Here is a 14,824-nt window from a genome sequence, read left to right as displayed (position 1 = left end):
GGGGCCTGGAGACGTTAGGTAAGGCATGCCATACTCGATTCCGTGGCAACCCGGTATCGCGTCTTCTCCGTCCGCGTGGCTGCCGTCACGTCGCTCACCCCGAACTTCGTCCGGGTGACACTGACGGGCGACGCGCTCGCCGACTTCTCCTCGGTCGGTCTCGACCAGCGGATCAAGATCGTGCTGCCCCTGCCCGGCATCGGTTTCTCCGAACTGCCGGAGGACGAGGACTGGTACGCAGCCTGGCGCGCGCTGCCGGACGAGACCCGCAACCCGCTCCGCACGTACACGGTCCGCTCGTTCCGCCCGGACGCCCGCGAACTCGACATCGACTTCGTCGCGCACGGCGACACCGGTCCGGCGTCGCGCTGGGTGTCGGCCTGCCGCGTCGGTGACGAGCTGCGCATCGTCGGGCCGCGGGTCCCCGAGTCGCCGGAGGACCTGCCGACCGGGGCCGCCGAGTTCGCTCCCGGACACGCGAACCGGATCCTGCTCGCCGGGGACGAGACCGCCGCACCGGCCATCTGCGCCATCCTCGAAGCGCTCGACGTCTCGACCGTCGGCCACGTCTTCATCGAGGTGCCCACCGACGCCGACCGGTTGCCGGTCACCGCGCCCGCCGGGGTCGAGGTCCGCTGGATCGCCCGCAACGGCGCCACCCACGGGGTCCGGATGACCGACCAAGTGCACGCCTGGGCCTCCACCGTCGCGCCGTCGTCCGCCGCCGCGTGCGAGCCGGCCGCCGAGCTCACCGACGTCGACGTCGACGAGCAGGTGCTGTGGGACGTCCCCGCCCCGGTCGACGAGCGCCCCGTGTACGCCTGGATCGCCGGTGAAGCCGGCTGCGTCAAGGAACTCCGCCGCCACCTGGTGCGCGGCGTCGGCATCGACCGCAAGCAGGTCGCGTTCATGGGGTACTGGCGGCACGGCAAGGCCGAGCACTGATGTCGGACGCGGGCACCGTGCTCGGTCCGGTCCCGACCACCGCGCTCGGGGCCCGCGGGCTGACCCTGGCCTACGACGACCGGGTCGTCGTGGACACCCTCGACGTCGACATCCCCGACGGCGAGCTGACGGTCATCGTCGGGCCGAACGCCTGCGGCAAGTCGACGCTGCTGAAGTCCTTCGCCCGCACCCTGAAGCCGCGAGCCGGCACGGTGTTCCTCGACGGGGCACCGATCGACTCGTACCGCCCGAAGGCCGTCGCCAGGCGGGTCGGCATGCTCCCGCAGACCCCGATCGCCCCCGACGGCATCACCGTGCGTGACCTCGTGTCCCGGGGCCGGTTCCCGCACCAGGACCTGCTGCACCCGTCCTCCGGGTCCGACCGGCAGGCCGTGCAGGCCGCACTCGAGCAGACCGCGACGGTGGAACTGGCGGACCGGAGCGTCGACGAGCTCTCCGGCGGGCAGCGGCAGCGGGTGTGGATCGCGATGGTGCTCGCGCAGCAGACCGACATCGTGCTGCTCGACGAGCCGACGACGTTCCTCGACATCGCGCACCAGTACGACGTGCTCGAACTGGCCTCCACCCTGCACGCCGCCGGTCGCACGGTCGTCGCGGTGCTGCACGACCTGAACCAGGCTGCGCGCTACGCCACCCACGTCATCGCGATGCGCGACGGGGCGATCGTCTCGGCGGGGAAGCCGGCGTCGGTGCTCACCGCGGACCTCGTCGAGGACGTCTTCGGCCTGCCGTGCGTCGTCGTCCCCGACCCCGAGACCGGCACGCCCCTCGTGGTGCCGCGGCGGCGCGCGGCCTGACGCGCGGGCGGCGCTGCCGCCTGGCTGCCGCGCTGGGCCCCGCCGCCGAGTGGTCACGACACGTCGTCGGCCGGGCGCCGTGTGGTCACGAACTGTCGGTTGGCGGCGCCGCAGGCGACGGTCTGCGACCGCTCGCTGCGCTCCCGGCGGGGTGTTGTGACCGGCGGGCGGGTGCAGTGGGGCGTGGCGCGGCGGCCGGGAGGCCCGTGGCGGCGCCACCACGCGCCTCCAGGCCGTCGGCTGGTCGCGTTTCGTCGCCTGGCCGGCCTGCCGCCGAGTGGTCACGACACGTCGTGGGCCGGGCGCGGAGTGGTCACGAACTGTCGGTTGGCGGCGCCGCAGGCGACGGTCTGCGACCGCTCGCCGCGTTCCCGGCGGGGTGTTGTGACCGGCGGGCGGGTGCAGTGGGGCGTGGCGCGGCGGCCGGGAGGCGCGTGGCGGGCCCGCCACGCGCCTCCAGTCCGTCGACTGGTCGCGTTTCGTCGCCTGGCCGGCCTGCCGCCGAGTGGTCACGACACGTCGTGGGCCGGGCGTCGTGTGGTCACGAACTGTCGGTTGGCGGCGCCGCAGGCAACGGTCTGCGACCGCTCGCCGCGCTCCCGGCGGGGTGTTGTGACCGGCGGGCGGGTGCAGTGGGGGCGGGGCGCGGCGGCCGGGAGGCGCGGGGCGGCGCCGCCACGCGCCTCCAGGCCGTCGACTGGTCGCGTTTCGTCGCCTGGAGGGCCTGCCGCCGAGTGGTCACGACACGTCGTCGGCAGGGCGTCGTGTGGTCACGAACTGTCGGCTGGCGGCGCCGCAGGCGACGGTCTGCGACCGCTCGCCGCGCTCCCGGCGGGGTGTTGTGACCGACCGAGCCGCCGGCCGACACGTCCGCCGAGGTCGCACCCGCACCCGTCAGCGGTAGCCGCACCCGCCCCCGTCAGCGGTAGCCGCCGTCCTCCAGGCCGGCCTCGACCTCGAACCGGTTCCGCAGGGGATCCCGCCCGGCGACGGCGTAGAGCAGCGGCATGAGCATGCCGTACCGGCGCCACTGCTCGACGTGCACCCGCTCGTGCCGGAGCACCCGCGGGCCGTCGTTGTCGCGGGTCAGGTACACCGAACCGACGCAGGTGCCCCCGCGCCGGAAGACCCAGCGCGGCAGCCCCGTGCAGACCACGAGCCCGTCCTCCACCCGGATCCGCCCCGTCGACAGGGGGACGCCTACGGCGAGTCCGACGGCGGTCGCGAACACCCACCCCGCACGTGAGACGGCGGAGTCGAGCAGCGGGTTGCGCACGCTCAGGCCGGGCGGCCGTACGTCTCGAGCAGGCGGAGCCAGATCTCGTTCATCGTCGGGTACGCCGGCACCGCGTGCCACAGGCGGTCGATCGGGACCTCGCCCACGACGGCGACGGTCGCGCCGTGCAGCATCTCGGCGACGTCCTGGCCGACGAACGTGACGCCCACGACGACCCCGCGGTCCTCGTCGACGACCATCTTCGCGCGGCCCGTGTACCCGTCGGCCTGCAGGGAGGACCCGGCGATCGCACCGAGGTCGTACTCCACCGCGCGGACGTTCAGCCCCTGCTCGCGGGCCTTCGCCTCGGTCAGGCCGACGCTCGCGACCTCGGGGTCGGTGAAGGTGACCTGCGGCGAGGCGGCGTGGTCGGCGGTGGCGACGTGTGCACCCCACGGCTCGGTGTGCAGCGGCGTGCCCTGGTACCGGGCGGCGATCGCCTCGCCGGCGGCGCGCGCCTGGTACTTGCCCTGGTGGGTGAGCAGGACGCGGTGGTTGACGTCACCCACGGCGTACAGCCAGTCGGTGCCGTGCACGAGCATGGTGTCGTCGACGTCGAGCCAGTCGCCCGCGGTCAGGCCGACGGTCTCGAGCCCGAGGTCACGCGTGTGGGCGGCGCGGCCGGTGGCGGCGAGCACCTCGCTCGTGATGACCGTGGTGCCGTCGTCGAGCTCCGTGGTGACGAGACCGTGCTCGTCGCGGTCGACCCGGACCGGGTTGACGCCGGTGCGGACGTCGACGCCGAGTTCGCGTAGGGAGTCGGCGACGAGTTCCCCGGCGAAGGGCTCCATGCCGCCGAGCAGACCGTGCCGGGCGACGAGGGTGACCTTCGCGCCGAGGGACGCCCACGCGGTTGCGAGCTCGGAGCCGGAGACGCCGCCGCCGATGACGAGCAGGCTCTCGGGGACCTGCTGGGCGCTGGTGCCCTCGCGGGTGCCCCACGGCTTCGCCTCGGCGAGACCGGGCACCGGGGGCAGCGTGTGCAGGGAACCGGTGACGACCGCGACAGCTGCGCGCGCGGTGTGCGTCTCGCCGTCGACGTCGATGGTCTTCGGGCCGGTGATGCGGGCGTGCCCGCGGATCAGGTCGATGCCGGCGGACTCGAGCCACGAGACCTGGCTGTCGTCCTTCCAGTCGGAGGTGAACGAGTTGCGGCGGGCGAGCACGTGGGCGGCGTCGAGCGTGCCGGTCACGGCCTGCTTCGCACCGTCGAGCCGCTTGGCGGCGGCGAGGGCGTGTCCGCTGCGCAGGAGCGCCTTCGAGGGCATGCACGCCCAGTAGGAGCACTCGCCGCCGACGAGCTCGGCCTCCACGATCGCGACCGAAAGGTCGCGCTTCCTGGCGTAGTCCGCCACGTTCTCGCCGACAGCGCCGGCTCCGATCACGATGAGGTCGTAGTCCGTCATGCTGCCGAGCGTACGCGGACCGGCAGGGGGTCCGCCGGTCGCGTCGTGCCCGTGGTCAGCCCACCCGGGAGGCGCTGGTCACCGCTCCGACGACGCGCAGGATCACGCCGAGGTCGTCCACCGCCCGGTCCGGGTCGACGGGGGCGAATCCGGTGAGCGCGGCGCCGACGAGGCGGCGGCCGCGCGTCGCGGCCTGGATGCGCTCGACGAGCGCTGCGCCGTCGAGGCCGAACGGGACGGGTTCGAGGAGTCCGTCGACCTCGGACGGGTCGAGGACGTCGAGGTCGACGTGCACGAAGACCGATGCGGCACCGGTCCGCTCGACCGCTGCGGCGAGGGCGTCGGGGGTGGCGGCGTCGACGTCGAGGTGCACGATCCCGGCCTTGTCGAGGGCGGCCCGTTCGGCGTCCTCGACCCCGCGGACCCCGGCGACGACGACCGAGGACGCCGGCACCACGGGCAGGCCGGGGAACAGGTCGTCGGGGCGGTCGACCAGCAGGCGCAGGGAGGCGGTCTCGGCGGCGACGGGCTGGGCTCGGTTGAGCGCGCGGTACCCGCTGGACCCGGAGATGCGGACGAACGCGGTGTCCGGTGCGAGGGCGGCGGTCGCGCCGAGGACACTGGCGCCGTCGCCGCCGACGACGAGCACCGGTTCGGTGGCGACGGCGGTTTCCTCGGCGACGCGTTCGGCGACGGCGAGCACCGAGGTGTAGCGGGCGACGGCGGTCTCGAGGCGGTCACCCGCCCCGGCCGGGACGTCGACCACGGTGGTGGACGCCCGGGGGAGGTCGGCCGCGATCGCCGACGCGCCGTCCCCGAGCCGCATCGCGCGCGACGACGCCGAACCCTGCCACTGACCGACCACGAGGAAGTGCATCGTCTCAGTCTGTCAGCTGGGGTCCGGCGTCGTCAGGGCGTTCGTCAGATGCTCGAGGATCCGCCGGACTTCAGCGCGGCGAGCCGTGCCTCGACCTCGGCGTCCTTGCCGACGTCCTCGAGGCTCTCGAACTGGGCGTCGAGGCTGGACGACTGCAGCTCCTGCTGGCCGAGCACCTTCGCCTCTTCGCGGCGGACCTTCTCCTCGAAGCGGCCGAGGTCGCTCGTCGGGTCGAGCACGTCGATGTTGCCGAGGGCGTCGTTGACGCGGGACTGCGCCTCGGCGGTCTTCGAGCGGGCGACGAGGTTGTCCCGCTTCGCGCGGAGCTGCTCGAGCTTCTGCTCCATGCCGGCGAGACCGGTCTTGAGCTTCTCGACGGCCTCGTTCTGCGACGCCAGGTTCGGCTCCGCGTCCTTGACCTCCTGCTCGGCGGCGATCTGCTTGCCGATCGCGATCTTGGCGAGGTTGTCGAACTTGTCCGCCTCGGCCGACTTGCCCTCGGAGCGGTACTTGTCGGCGGCGGCGGAGGCGTTGGCGGCCTTCTGGCCCCACTCGAGGGCGGCCTTCTTGTCCTCTTCGTGGTCCTGCTCGAGCAGGCGCACGTTGCCGATCGTCTGCGCGATCGCGGTCTTCGCGTCCGCGATGTTGTTCGTGTAGTCGCGGACGAGCTGGTCCAGCATCTTCTGCGGGTCCTCGGCGTCGTCGATGATCTGGTTGATGTTCGCGCGCACGAGGGTGGAGATGCGTCCGAAGATGGTCTGCTTGGCCATTGCTGTTCCCTTTCGTGGAAGTCCTGTGGACGGTGTTGTCGGGTCGGGTCGTGTCGGGTCGTGTCGGGTTCTGGGTACCGGGGGAGTCCGTCGGGTCAGAAGCGGCCGCCGCCGGAGAAGCCGCCGCCCCCGCCGCCGCCGCCGCCGAAGCCGCCACCGCCGCCGAAGCCCCCGCCGCCTCCGCCGAAGCCGCCGCCCCCGAACGAGCCGCCGCCGTAGCTGCCGCCGCGACCGCCGAGCAGGCCGCCGAGGACGAGTCCGGTGACCAGGCCACCGAGCTGGGCGCCACCACCGCCACCGCCCTGGCCGCCACCCCAGCCACCGAGGTCGTCGTTGGCGGCGTCCATCGCTGCGGCGGCGTACTGCTCGGCCGCGCGGGCGGCGTTGAGTGCCTGGCCGGGGTTGCTCGGGGCGAGCTCGACGGCGTCGTCGTAGGCACGCTGGGCCTCGGACAGCCGGGTCCGGGCGGTCGGGCCGATGCCGCCGCGGTGCAGGGAGACGTAGTCGCGAGCCTGGCTGATCCGGTTCCGGGCGTCGCGCAGGGCCGCGTCGAGCGCCTGGGTGGCGCGCTGACGCTGTTCTTCGGCACCCCGTGCCGCGGCGATGGCCTGGTCGATCTCGGTGTTCGCCCGGGTCAGCGCGTCGACGGCCGCCACCGGGTCCTTCGGGTCGAGCCCCTGGCGGAGCACGGCCTCGGCGCGGGTGACCGCGGCGGCGAGGTCCGGCCCGCCCGAGCGCAGGCTGCGGGCGGCGGCGACGTCGCCCTGGATGTCGATGCGCATCGCCTCGGCGCGGGCGGTGGCCTCGTCGAAGGACTGCTCGGCGGCGAGTGCGCCGTCGGTGAGCTGCTGCACCTGGGCGAGCGCGTGCTGGGCGTCGCGCACGGCGACGACCGCCTCGCCCTTGTCGCCGGCGGCGATGGCGGCGGTGGCGGCGTTCGAGCGTTCGGTGGCGAAGGCGAGCACCTGGTGGGCCTGGTCGACGTTGTTCGCCACGGTGGCGAGGGTGCGGCCGGCGTAGCGGGCGCGGACGCGGTCGAGTGCGGCGGCGGCGGCTCCGACCGATGCCGGTGCGGCAGCCACGGCCTGGGCGAGCGACGCGGCTGCGTCCTCGACGCCGTCCTCGAGCGACCGGAGCTGGTCGAACGCCTCGGTCTGCTCCTCGATCGCGGCGTGCGCCCGTTCGCAGATCACGATGATCTGGTTCGCCCACTCGGCGCGCTGCTGGGGGGTGTCGGGGATCTCGTCGTCGAGCTGCTGCCGGATCGTGAAGGCCTTGCGGACCTCGCGCTGGGCGGCCTGCACGGCGTCGGCGAAGGGCTTGGCGGCGTCCGGCCCGAACTGCGCGCTCGCGAACCCGACCTCCTGCTCGGCGGTGCGGAGTTCGTCGTCGATGGTGACCAGGGCGCCGCCGGCGGTGCGTTCGAGGTCGGCGAGCGAGGCTTCCTGCGCCTCGGTCGCTGCGGCGGTGCGGCGCTTGTTCCGGGTCCGGATGACCAGGACCGCGACGATGAGCCCGACGACCACGACGAGCAGCAGGATCCACAGCCAGGTGAGGTCCACCGGGGCCTGCGACTGGGTCAGCCCGTCGGCGAAGGCCACGGCGGCGCCGGACCAGTCGCCCTGCTTGAGCTCGGGGAGCAGCGCGTCGTTGACGGCGTTCTCCACGTCGGACGAGGAGATCGCGGTCTCGTTCGTCTGCTGGACGTCGTAGTTGCGCTCGTCGACCGCGACCGAGAGCAGGATGCCGTCGGTGTCAATCTGGTTCTGCTCCATCACGGCCCGGCCCCACTCGGTGTGGTCGGTGGGGTCGGTGAAGGACGGCACGAACACGACGAACAGCTGCGTCTGGGTCTCGGAGTACAGGTCCTGCACGGCCTGCTCGACCTTCGACTGCTGGGAGGCGGTCAGCGCGTCGGCCTCGTCGAGGACGTACGCGCCGCCCAGGTCGACGGGCGCCGTGGCGTGGGCGGTCGCTGCCGGAGCCAGGACGATGAGCATCGCGACCAGGGCCGCCGTCACACGGCTCCACAGCCGCGTTGTCCCCCTTCGCCCGCTCGATCCGTCCGTGCCCGATCCGTGCTGGACCGCTCGCATCCGTCCTCCGTCCGTCGCCGGTCGGTACCCCGTGGCACCGCACCGGACCGCGCCACGAGGGCGCTGTCGCCCGGAGTCTATCCAGGCCACGCAGGGGCACCGCCAGACTCTGGGGGAACGCTCCGGACCGTGCTTCCTGTGGACGTCTTGTCCCCCGTACCGGGTATGCTGGCGCCACTGTTCGAGGATGAACGGAAGGGGAAGAACGATGGAACGCACCACGAGCACCGAGGTCGTCCCGCTCGAGGACGGCTACCACCGGGTGTCGACTCCGGCGACGGGTGTGATCGGTTTCGTGCGCGAGCACGACGGCCGCTACGAGGTCCTGCGCGGACGAGTTCGCCAGGCGACCCGATCCGAGGGTCAGTACAGCACCATGAACGTCGCGCTCATCGCGCTGACGCACGCCTGATCCGCTCTGGGCGCGACCACACGACCGACGGGCGCTGCCCGGGTAGGTGGGTCGTGCCTCCAGACCGTCACGGTGACGCTCCAGACGCCGGCTGCTGACCGCGCGGACGACCGGGAGGCCCTGGTCGCCGCCGTCGCGTCGGCGACCGGCGTCGAGCCGGTCGCGGTGCGCGCGGGGCGCGTCTGCCCGCACTGCGCGGGGACCGACCACGGTCGTCCGTGGGCGAGCGTCGCGGGCACAGTGGTCGGCGTGAGCCTGGCGCGCGCACCGGGGGTCGTCGCCCTCGCGGTGGGGCCGTCGGCGCTCGGCGTCGACGTCGAACGGGTGTCGCGGGTCGCCGCCGCACCGCTCGACGCCTTCACCCCGGACGAACTCCGTCGCGCCGACGGGGACCCGGCGATCCTCGCCACCGCGTGGGCGGCCAAGGAGGCCGTGCTGAAACGCGACGGTCGCGGGCTGCGCGTCGACCCGCTCGCGGTGGAGGTCGACGTCGCCGCCGGCACCGCCCGGTTCGAGGGTGTCGGACAACCGCTCACCGTGCTGTCCCCCGCGCCGGACGTGGTGCTCGTCGTCGCGGCGGGCGGCCTGTCCGTCGAGGTCGTCGGGACGGTCAGCGGGGGAGCGTGAGCACCTCGGCGCCGTCCTCGGTGATCGCGATGGTGTGCTCGGTGTGGGCGGTCCGCGCTCCGGTGGCACTCCGCAGGGTCCACCCGTCGGCATCGGTGACCAGGACGTCGGTGTCCGCCATCACCCACGGTTCGAGCGCGAGCAGGAGTCCGGGCCGCAGCGTGTAACCGCGGCCGGGGCGCCCGGTGTTCGACACGTGCGGGTCCTGGTGCATGGTGGAGCCGATGCCGTGTCCGCCGAACTCCACGTTCACCGGGTAGCCCGCGGCTTCGAGGACCGTGCCGATCGCGTGGGACAGGTCACCGATGCGGGCGCCCGGTCCGGCGGCGGCGATGCCCGCGGCCAGCGCGCGTTCGGTGGCGTCGATGAGGGCGAGGTCCTCGGAGCGCGGGGTGCCGACGACGAAGCTGATCGCGGCGTCGGCGGCGATGCCGTCCAGGGACACCGCGAGGTCGAGGGTGAGCAGGTCCCCGTCGTGCAGCACCTGATCGTGCGGCAGCCCGTGCAGCACGGCGTCGTTCACGGCCGTGCAGATGTGGTGGCCGAACGGACCACGGCCGAACGAGGGCGCGTAGTCGACGTAGCAGGAGTCGGCACCGGCGGCCTCGATCATCTGCTTCGCCCACCGGTCGATCTCGAGCAGGTTCGTGCCGACGCGGGTGCGTTCGCGCAGGGTCTGCAGGATCGTGCCGACGAGGGCTCCGGTGGCGCGGCCCTTGTCGACCTCGGCGGGGGTCAGGATCTCGATCACGCGGATGATCATACCGGTATTACTATGTGGTCATGGTCCGTCTCCCACTCCGCCCCGACGAGGTCGCGCGCGGTCGTCGCCTCGGTGCGCTGCTCCGTCGTGCCCGTGGTCCGCGATCGATCGTGGACACCGCCCTGGCCGCGGGGATCTCGCCGGAGACGCTCCGGAAGATCGAGACCGGCCGCATCGCGACGCCGGCGTTCTCGACGATCGCGTCGGTCGCGGGCGTGGTCGGGCTTTCGCTCGACGCGGTGTGGTCCGAGGTCAGTTGCGACCCGGCGGACTCCGCGGACATCGCCTGACGGGCTAGCCGAGCGAGGCGGCGAGGTCGCGGAAGAACGGGAACTCGGCCCACGCAGTGCGATCACCGATGACGTACAGCCGCCGCTTTGCCCTGCTGACGGCGACGTTCACGAGGTTCACCGATTCCGATGCCCACGCCTTCGCGCCGGGTGCATCAGGATCGCCTCCGAGCACGAGGAACACGACCTCAGCCTCGCGGCCCTGGGCGGTGTGCACGGTCCCACCATGCATACCGGGGTAGTCCCTCGAAAAGCTCTCGAGACGATTCGCGACGGCGCGGAAGGGTGAGACCGCGATGACTTCGTGTGCGTCGACGCCGTGCGTCTGCAGGTACTCCATGGCAAGCCCGAGGCGCTCGAACTCTCGCTCCTGCAGATGCGAACCAGGAGTCTCTGCGGGGGTGTCCGCCCAGTAGCTGCTCGCGATGATCGGGCCGGCCGTGCCGTCGAAGCGATCGGGACCGCTAGGACCCTTGAGTGAACGGTGGACAGCGCTCACCATGAGGCCGCCGTACGCGATCCGATTGCACAACGAGAACATCGGGTCGTCACACCGCCGGTGCACGCGGAGGGGCGCCGCGACCCATTTGTCGTCGTCTCCGACGGCCAAGGTGGTGCCGAACGGTGAGACCCGATCTGCGAGCGTCTGCACCGAGGCTGCGGGTGGGATCCACAGGGAGGTCAGGCCGAACGCGGTGGCGATGTCACGCTGTGCCTTGGCCGGCATCGTGACCACGGGCGTGAGCTGCAACGGATCACCTACTGCGAGTACTCGCCGTGCACGCCAGATGGCCCCGACCGCGTACTGAGGACAGGCCTGTCCCGCTTCGTCGATGAGCAGCCAGCCGAGGGCTTCCGATCCGAGTGCACCGAACATCCGACTGATCGACGCGAACGTGGTCGACACCATCGGGACCACCATGAAGAAGAGCTGCCAGGCAGCCTTCGCGGCTTCTGGTGAAAGCCCCGCTGGTGCGCTTCCGGCGACGACCGACACGGCGGCGCGCAACCCTGGCAGCGTCTTGTCGACAGTGTTCTCCAACCAGGCCCGATGCAGCCGCAGAGCCTGGAGGAAGAGCATCGAGCGTGCACGGTCGAGCTCGGGGTCGAGCCACGGTGCTCGCGTGTGGAAGCGGTCCACGGAGGTGTCGTCGAGCGGGTACGCGTCTCCGTACCGGGTGCGATCCTCGGAACAGAGGGAGGCGAGGGAGTCGGCGGTCGTCTGCGTATCCGCCATGGCGGTGCGGACTGCCCCGAGTTGCTCGTCAGAGACCGTGGCGGTGTGCTGTGCACTTGCGTACTCAACGTCGGCGAACCCCACTTCCCGTCGACGTTGCGTCTGCTCCGCCATCACGGGAGTGACCTGACTTCGCCACTCGCGTGGTGCCCTTCCGAGAGTCAGGAGTGCCTCCACCCAACCGGGACGCAACGCGATGATTGAATACAGACGCTGCTGCACTTCGGACTGACGTCGTTGCGCAGCTTCGAGAACGGCTTGCCGTTCCGCAACTGCTGTCCGCGCGCGCCGGAGCTGGTGCAGCGATCGCTCTTCCTGGTCGCGGAGGCTGCGGAGGGAAGCAGTCGTGGACTCGAGATCGGCGATCCGTCGGGCTGCCGCGGCTCGTTCCTCGAGGAGCCGTTGGACGAGGCCTTCAGCGGCTTTGAACTCCTCGCGAGCCCGAGCCCAGTCGGCCGGTTCACGCTCACCGTTCTTGACCGCTTTCAGGATGTCCTGGAGCCCGGGACGTGAGCCGTCACGGGCGCCGAACCAGAATGCAGAGTGGAATCGCCCCCGGTTCTTCTTGTTCCCGAGTTTCGCGGCGACGAGGCCCCACGCCTGCGGGTCCTTGTCGGGCGCCTTCCGCTTGTCCAGCAGGGAAGTGGCGATGTCCGCGAAGTACTCAGCGTCTCCGAACTCTTCGCCGAGGGCATCGCTCGACGGGAGTTCTTCGGAGACGTTCTCGACGGCGGCGTTGTTCGCGGACGTCACGACCATCTCGTACCCGGTGAGACTCGGGATCAGGGCGGGAACGCTCATGGTGTACTGGTCTGCCGTCCACCTGTGCGTGGTCGGTGAGAAAGCAGCACTCGGGTCTGGCAAGCGGGAGAGCGTGCGGGCCCGCTCGACGACGTTGCCCGCCAGGACGTCCCTGAGCATCGTGGTCTTCCCGGTGCCCGGCGGGCCGTTCACACCGCGGGTTCCGCCTGTGTCCCCGAGAGCGTCGAACAGATGGTTGACGGCGAACTGCTGACTGCGCGCAAGGTGGTGTGTCGCCGACGCCGGCCACCGGCCGAGTGGGATCTTCGAGGGACCCAGCAGGTCGTTCTCGGCCTGGACATCGGCCGCTACGTCGTGTCGCGACTCCTCGTCCACTGCGCCGTCTGGTGTGAGGTACGACCTGAGCGCTGCCCCGACGTCACCAGCGTCCACCGCATTCCGGACGACGGTGAGGTCTCCGAGGAAGAAACTGTTGAGGAAGTCGGAGTCGACCGTTTGGTCCGGCGCTGCCCGCTTCACCGGCACACTTCGGATACGGACGTCCTGCCCTGCGAGTCGTGAGAGTCCGGTGACGCCGGCACTCGCATGTGCGGCCTCGAGGAGTTCGCGCATCGCCGTGGCGCCGATGATCGGCGTGGTTCCGTCGTCCTCATCCTCGCCGACGAGATCCGTCACGCGTTCCGTGAACTGCTCCGCGGCCGGCGAGAACGCCTCGACCCACTCCGATGGCCGATCGTCGCCGGCCCTGATACGTCCGACGGCCCAGAGCGCTGACGACAGTGTCGGCGAGCCTGGTACCAGTGATCCGTGTTCGTCGACCACGAGTGCCGCGCAAGCGCTCTCCCCAGGTGGCCGTGAATCGAAGGCATCCTGAGCGTCGGAGAACGCCTGATGCAGCCAGTCGTAGATGCCTGCGAGTGGGTAGGGACCGAGGTAGACGACGTGGTGCTGGACCAGGTCCCGATCATCGTCAGGGCGGGACTCCCACGGGAGACGCTTGCCTGGAGTCCACTCCGAGACACCCGGGCCACGGCGTTTCGGTATCGGTTGCGGGCTAAACAGCTCCAACATCCGCCAGAACTCGACGACGCTGTCAGCCCGTCCCGCCTTGGTCTGCCTCACGAGCGTGTCCCCCTTCACCGGCCGCTCACCAACGGCCGCCCCGTTCGACGATATTGCACGGCGAGCTGGTCGTCGTGCGCGGCGGGAGCCCGCTAGTCGACGCGCGCCGGCAGCGCCGGCACCGACGCCTCGTCGATCCAGGGTCCGGTCACCGCCCGGACGTCCGCGACGGAGCGGCCGGTGGCGTCCGCGAACGCACGGAGCACGTCGGGCACGGTGACGGATCCGTGCCGGTGCCGCTCGGTGATGCTCCGCAGCCCGGTGAAGAACGCGTCGTCGCCGATCGTGCGGCGGACGGCGTGCAGGGCGAGGGCGCCGCGCTTGTAGACGCGGTCGTCGAACATGTCCTTCGCGCCCGGGTCACCGACCACCAGGTCCTCCGGCTGCTCGAGCAGTCCCTGCCGGTACCGCTCGGCCAGCTGGTCGGCGGTGTCGTCGCCGCGGTCCTCGGACCACAGCCACTCGGCGTAGCAGGCGAACCCCTCGTGCAGCCAGATGTCCTGCCACCGGGTGACCGTGACGGAGTTGCCGAACCACTGGTGGGCGAGCTCGTGGGCGATGAGGCGGTCGGTGCCGTGTTCGCCGTCGACGTGGTTCCGGCCGAACACCGCCAGGCCGTGGGCCTCGAGCGGGATCTCCAGGTCGTCGTCGGTCACCACGACGCCGTACGCCGCGAACGGGTACGGGCCGAACCGGTCACCGAACAGCGCGAGCATCTCCGGCACCTGGCCGAAGTCGGTCTTCGCGGCGGCGGCGAGGTCGGCGGGGTGGTGCAGCGTGACGGGGACCCCGCTCGTGCGCAGCTTCGTGGTGCGGTACCGGCCGATCTGCACGGTCGCCAGGTAGGTCGCCATCGGCTCGGTGGTGGCGTAGGTCCAGCGGGTCCCGACACGGTCGCGCTCCTTGGCGAGCAGCTCCCCGTTCGCCAGGACGTCGTACGCCGCCTCGGCCGCGATCTCGATCCGGTACGTGGCCTTGTCGTCGGGGCGGTCGTTGCACGGGAACCACGACGGCGCTCCCGTGGGCTGCGCGGCGACGATGACGCCGTCGGACAGTTCTTCCCAGCCGAGCTGCCCCCATGCGCTCCGGACGGGGTGCGGGGTGCCGCGGTACCGCAGGTGCACGCTGAACACGGTGTCGGCGGCGATGGGGTCGGCCGGGGTGACGGTCACCTTGTGCGTCGCGGTCGAGACCTTCTTCGCCCGGCGTCCGTCGACGTCGACCCGGTCGACCGTGAGCCCGTGCAGGTCGATCACGACCTTGTCGAGCGGCTCGAGGGCGCGCGCGGTGATCGTGGCGGTGCCGTCCAGGCGGTTCGTGGCGACGCGGTAGTCGAGACGGAGCTCGTAGTGCTCGGCGCTCCACCGTCGGTCGCCGCTGTGCGGGGTGTACGGGTCTGCGGCGGGATCGGAGGGCACGGGGA

At 71.8% G+C, this 14,824-nt stretch carries 13 protein-coding genes; 5 read left to right on the top strand and 8 right to left on the bottom strand.

What is annotated here, in order from left to right:
* Nucleotides 1–42: 42 nt before the first annotated feature.
* Nucleotides 43–945: a siderophore-interacting protein gene (locus HQQ79_RS10370; RefSeq protein ID WP_231495675.1), complete on the top strand. Its 903-nt coding sequence runs from the start codon at nt 43–45 to the stop codon at nt 943–945.
* Nucleotides 945–1,763, top strand: coding sequence for an ABC transporter ATP-binding protein (locus tag HQQ79_RS10365; RefSeq protein ID WP_173034086.1), 819 nt, complete (start codon nt 945–947; stop codon nt 1,761–1,763). The genes HQQ79_RS10370 and HQQ79_RS10365 overlap by 1 nt, the downstream gene beginning before the upstream one ends.
* Nucleotides 1,764–2,682: 919 nt before the next feature.
* On the opposite strand, the gene HQQ79_RS10360 is transcribed toward HQQ79_RS10365, so the two are convergent.
* The 5 genes from HQQ79_RS10360 to HQQ79_RS18405 form a co-directional block, all read right to left on the bottom strand.
* Complete coding sequence (locus tag HQQ79_RS10360) at nt 2,683–3,039, bottom strand: Fe-S oxidoreductase (protein ID WP_173034084.1); 357 nt, start codon at nt 3,037–3,039, stop codon at nt 2,683–2,685.
* Between the two features lie 2 nt (nt 3,040–3,041).
* Entirely contained in the window at nt 3,042–4,445 is a 1,404-nt protein-coding gene (locus HQQ79_RS10355; RefSeq protein ID WP_027465800.1) for an NAD(P)/FAD-dependent oxidoreductase, read from the bottom strand.
* A gap of 55 nt (nt 4,446–4,500) precedes the next feature.
* On the bottom strand, nt 4,501–5,322 hold the full coding sequence (locus HQQ79_RS10350; protein WP_173034082.1) for an arginase family protein: 822 nt from the start codon (nt 5,320–5,322) through the stop codon (nt 4,501–4,503).
* A 44-nt stretch (nt 5,323–5,366) separates the two neighbouring features.
* Nucleotides 5,367–6,092 carry a PspA/IM30 family protein gene (locus HQQ79_RS10345; protein WP_027465798.1) on the bottom strand — a complete coding sequence of 242 codons (726 nt, stop codon included), beginning with the start codon at nt 6,090–6,092 and terminating at the stop codon, nt 5,367–5,369.
* A 95-nt stretch (nt 6,093–6,187) separates the two neighbouring features.
* Nucleotides 6,188–8,113, bottom strand: coding sequence for a TPM domain-containing protein (locus tag HQQ79_RS18405; protein ID WP_216852361.1), 1,926 nt, complete (start codon nt 8,111–8,113; stop codon nt 6,188–6,190).
* 283 nt (nt 8,114–8,396) lie between these two features.
* Here HQQ79_RS18405 and HQQ79_RS10335 point away from each other — a divergent pair, with 283 nt between their 5' ends.
* Entirely contained in the window at nt 8,397–8,600 is a 204-nt protein-coding gene (locus HQQ79_RS10335) for a hypothetical protein (RefSeq protein WP_017885770.1), read from the top strand.
* A gap of 72 nt (nt 8,601–8,672) precedes the next feature.
* Nucleotides 8,673–9,227, top strand: a complete 555-nt coding sequence (locus HQQ79_RS10330) for a 4'-phosphopantetheinyl transferase superfamily protein (protein ID WP_173034080.1) — start codon at nt 8,673–8,675, stop codon at nt 9,225–9,227.
* On the opposite strand, the gene map is transcribed toward HQQ79_RS10330, so the two are convergent.
* Nucleotides 9,211–9,978, bottom strand: coding sequence for a type I methionyl aminopeptidase (gene map / locus HQQ79_RS10325; RefSeq protein WP_173034078.1), 768 nt, complete (start codon nt 9,976–9,978; stop codon nt 9,211–9,213). The two genes, HQQ79_RS10330 and map, sit on opposite strands and share 17 nt — an antisense overlap.
* A 32-nt stretch (nt 9,979–10,010) precedes the next feature.
* On the opposite strand from map, the gene HQQ79_RS10320 reads away from it, so the two are divergent.
* A complete protein-coding gene (locus HQQ79_RS10320) occupies nt 10,011–10,280 on the top strand; it encodes a helix-turn-helix domain-containing protein (protein ID WP_173034076.1) in 270 nt (89 codons plus the stop codon).
* 4 nt (nt 10,281–10,284) lie between these two features.
* On the opposite strand, the gene HQQ79_RS10315 is transcribed toward HQQ79_RS10320, so the two are convergent.
* Both HQQ79_RS10315 and HQQ79_RS10310 read right to left on the bottom strand, forming a co-directional pair.
* The gene (locus HQQ79_RS10315; RefSeq protein ID WP_367948086.1) at nt 10,285–13,401 is read right to left on the bottom strand and encodes a DEAD/DEAH box helicase; all 3,117 of its coding nucleotides are present in this window, start codon (nt 13,399–13,401) and stop codon (nt 10,285–10,287) included.
* A gap of 92 nt (nt 13,402–13,493) precedes the next feature.
* Complete coding sequence (locus tag HQQ79_RS10310; RefSeq protein WP_367948085.1) at nt 13,494–14,819, bottom strand: M1 family metallopeptidase; 1,326 nt, start codon at nt 14,817–14,819, stop codon at nt 13,494–13,496.
* Nucleotides 14,820–14,824 lie beyond the last annotated feature (5 nt).

Source organism: Curtobacterium sp. VKM Ac-2852 (assembly GCF_013205045.1).
GTDB lineage: Bacteria > Actinomycetota > Actinomycetes > Actinomycetales > Microbacteriaceae > Curtobacterium > Curtobacterium flaccumfaciens.
Note: the sequence above shows the minus strand (reverse complement) of the source record. Positions and strands in the feature narration are given on the sequence as shown.

What these genes read in the sequence shown, in the direction of transcription:
- HQQ79_RS10365 (WP_173034086.1), top strand. Translation starts at nt 945, where the DNA reads ATGTCGGACGCGGGCACCGTGCTCGGTCCGGTCCCGACCACCGCGCTC.
- HQQ79_RS10355 (WP_027465800.1), bottom strand. Translation starts at nt 4,445, where the DNA reads ATGACGGACTACGACCTCATCGTGATCGGAGCCGGCGCTGTCGGCGAG.
- HQQ79_RS10350 (WP_173034082.1), bottom strand. Translation starts at nt 5,322, where the DNA reads ATGCACTTCCTCGTGGTCGGTCAGTGGCAGGGTTCGGCGTCGTCGCGC.
- HQQ79_RS10345 (WP_027465798.1), bottom strand. Translation starts at nt 6,092, where the DNA reads ATGGCCAAGCAGACCATCTTCGGACGCATCTCCACCCTCGTGCGCGCG.
- HQQ79_RS10335 (WP_017885770.1), top strand. Translation starts at nt 8,397, where the DNA reads ATGGAACGCACCACGAGCACCGAGGTCGTCCCGCTCGAGGACGGCTAC.
- HQQ79_RS10320 (WP_173034076.1), top strand. Translation starts at nt 10,011, where the DNA reads ATGGTCCGTCTCCCACTCCGCCCCGACGAGGTCGCGCGCGGTCGTCGC.